Origin of the sequence: Chelativorans alearensis, assembly GCF_010993735.1 — a bacterium.
Lineage (GTDB): Bacteria > Pseudomonadota > Alphaproteobacteria > Rhizobiales > Rhizobiaceae > Chelativorans > Chelativorans alearense.
In genome coordinates this window covers 1-3,308 of record NZ_WQNI01000033.1, presented here as the reverse complement: position 1 = coordinate 3,308, position 3,308 = coordinate 1, and the positions used below count along the sequence as shown (strand labels likewise).

The window sequence follows — 3,308 nt, the reverse complement described above, 5'->3', positions numbered from 1 at the left end:
CGCCGACGTCGCCCACGACGTCTTCAAGGAGGAGCTCGCGATTGCCGAGGCGCTGGAAACTCTCGGCCGGGACGCGGTCTCTTCCCGCCAGGACATCGCCAGACAAATCCTGCGAAACCATGGCCTCAACCCGGACCAAGTGGTCGACTACATTCTACGCAGGGACAAGTTCTCCGCTGAGCCGATCTTCACGCGGACGACCCTCGCGGAAGTGTATTTCCAGCACGGGAATCTAGACAACATTCTCGACTTCACGCCTCCATCGGACCTACCCGATCCGGCCACGGTATTCGATGAGACGTTTGAGGAGAAGAAGGGCAGCTTTTCGGAGGCCATGGCCACCTTCATCGGCCAGTCGGTGGCGCTCTATGCGAAACAGCACAATCTGAACCTGGAGGGCGCCACGATCACGATTTCGCGGCCGGTCCTTGAAGTTCCGTATTGGAGGTGGGGCGGCCTCGGCCGCGGGCTAGTTATATTACCCCTATCGAGCGACAATTCGTTCTTCATTGACATCGCCGTCCCCAACTCGAACGACCTCGACCATTTCGTCTTGCCGCTCGAAGAAGCAGGCAAGGGCCTGCAGAAGATCGAGTCCTCACAGGAATGGGCAAAGGCCAACGCCAACACGGTCTTCGGTGCGAATACGCTGGGAAACGCGAACGGCAAACTCGCGCCCGGTTGCGAGCTGATCTACGCGGCAAAAGAGGTCGCCAGCGGAACGATGGAAGAGGCCAAATCCGCGTTCCTCGGTTTCTACACGCAGGAAGTCGAAAAGTCCCGCGATCAACTGCGCGACGAGACAACAACCGAGGCGGTCGGCAACTTCTTTCTCAATCTCATCCCCTTCCGCGCGATGGTCGTGGCCATCCAGAAGGGAGATGTGGCGGGCGCCATCGTGAACGGTTTCTTCGACATCCTGTCCTTCATCCCCTTCGTGGGCGAGGGCATCCAGGCCGTGAAGGCCGGCGGCCGCATGATCTCCGCCGGCATATCCGCCTTCGTGAGGAGCACGCTCGAGGACGGCTTGAGCGTGGGCTTTTCGGCCGGTCTCCACATCGCCGACTCCTTCGGACACACGTTCGGCAAGCAGCTGTTCAAAACCGCCGTGACGGGCCTGGAAAGCGCCATGCCCATCTCGACACCCAGCCTTGCCTCCCATATCACAGTCGCCGGCGTAAAGGACGCCACGCGCGTCGCCGAGCACCTCAGAGCCACGCTTCCTGAATTGGCCGATACGTTGGAGGGCGCCGCCAGCCGCTCGCGCCTCATCGAAATCGGGGGCGACGGCGAACAGACACTTGCCTCCAGCGCGAGGGTGACGAAGGACGCGGAAGGGGTCCAGACCATCGAGGTCATCCCCCACGACGCCGGCGAGGCAAGCGCCGGTCTCGACAAGGTCGAGCTGGTGCTCGGCCGCAACGACGGGAACGAGATCGTTTTCCTCAAGGAGCATTGCGACGAGGCCGGAGAGCGCTTCTACACGCTGGCGGACCCGCGAACCGGTGAGTCCTACGGTGCGCGTCTCACCGCCGAGGAGGCGGGCAAGCTGATCTCCAGGGAAGGCGGAGACATATCCGCCGAGAGGACCGGAGATAATCTCAGCGGCATCTCAACCAAAGACCCAGCGCGCCTGGATGCTTGGGGGGCGGCAAACTATTCCTACCCCGGCAGGCCGGAGAATATCGGGCCGATCAACGACCAACAATTCTATGCCAGCCTGGACGGCAAGACCAAATACATCACCATGACCGATGCTGACGGCGTCGAGCGCTGGTATGCCATTGAGAAGCCCAACGGAATGGACGAATGGCACCTGCGCATTCCCGGCAATCCGGCGGTGAGACAGACAACGCCCGCCGTCCACCTCGAGGACGGGCGATGGCAAGTCGGACCCGACGACAGCCTCCCCGGCTCAGGACTTCCCGGTGGCGAAGCAACCAGCGTGCCGATAGAGCTTGAACATCTCGGGGAAGATCCTGGAGCACTCCTCCAGGGAGCAATTCTCGATGGAGGAATGCCAAGGGGGCAATTTCAGATGCAGTCCTGGGATCATCAACCACGGCGCCCTTACATCATCGGCGATACGGTCATCTATAATGAACCTCCCGTTCAATGGGACATCCCAGCCCATGGCGCCAGCCTCTACCATGGAGCCAATTCCGACAGTCTTCTGGCCTTCACCGAACATGTTCCCGAAGCGGTTCGCGGAGATTTGTTGTCAGGTCACGAAAGTGCGACCTGGAATGCGGTGCGTATGGAACCGTTGGCCCCGAAGACACAAGCCGAGCGCTTAATTAAAACCCGCGGGGTCCAGTACCTCGAGGAGGCGCTTATAGATTCAATCGTAGCGACGAGAAACCACTTAGGATGGTCTCCTCACCGTGCCCAAACCCAGCTCGACAGGGTCGAACACGCACTTTCCCGGCTGCAACTCGTTGAGAACCAACCGGCTGTCCACAGGCAATATCTGGAAGAGTTGGCGGACCAACAGTTAATAAGGAGGGCAGATTTCGGTCAGGCTAGAGAGACGCTCACGAAAAGCAGAGAGATGCTTCGGACGCAAGTAGACGTTTGGGACAACTTATCCGAGAGCGAACAGAGGCTCGTCGATCAACGCTTCCCGGTTATCTACGGCATCGATGCTGACGGTTTACCACTAGAGCCAATCAGCCACCAGTTGACGGAAGCTCAAGATTATGTGCAAGCAGATAAAATAAAGGTGATCTACGTTCCGCAGCAACGAGTGGAAACAGTTCAGGCACTCGTTCAACGCAGCGTGAGCACAAACCACATTGCTGTGGAAGCTATCGAGCCTATTCGTTTCGGGCCTTAATATCTGCCTTGGGCGGCTGCCCTACCGTAAATATTTTTAATTCAACTTCGTTGAGAGAATATTTTATGTATATTAAAAATGTAAATATCCCCCCGATACTCGATCATCTTATCTACACGCCCGAGACCACATACATTCCACACGCGGCGGCGGACCCGCACGTCGAGACCGGTCTCTCCGCGGACGATTCATTATTGGCCGATGCCCTGAGCCGCCTGTATCCTACCCACGACAATCTCCTCAGCGCACAGAGCGGGGCGGCAGGGGCCGAGGCCGATGCGAAACTCGGCGGAACGCTGCGCGAGGCGTTCCTGTCCCATGGGCGCGAGGAGATGGGCGATGCGCAAGCGAGCCTGGACGAGGTGCTCTCGCATATGGGCACGGTCCCCGGCCCGGAGGACGACGCGTTGTCGCGCCGGCTGGCCGAGGCGGCGGGCCTTTATGGCGGCGGGGAGGGCGAGACCAACGTTTC

Annotated in this window: 2 protein-coding genes; both read left to right on the top strand. The window is 59.5% G+C overall.

Annotation, left to right across the window (positions count from 1 at the left end; translation table 11 throughout):
• Window positions 1–2,836: hypothetical protein (locus GPJ75_RS27100; protein ID WP_163273267.1), on the top strand; the 2,836-nt coding region annotated here is incomplete at its 5' end.
• Window positions 2,837–2,901: 65 nt separating this feature from the next.
• The coding region (locus tag GPJ75_RS27095) for a hypothetical protein (RefSeq protein ID WP_163273265.1) at window positions 2,902–3,308 on the top strand (407 nt) is incomplete at its 3' end.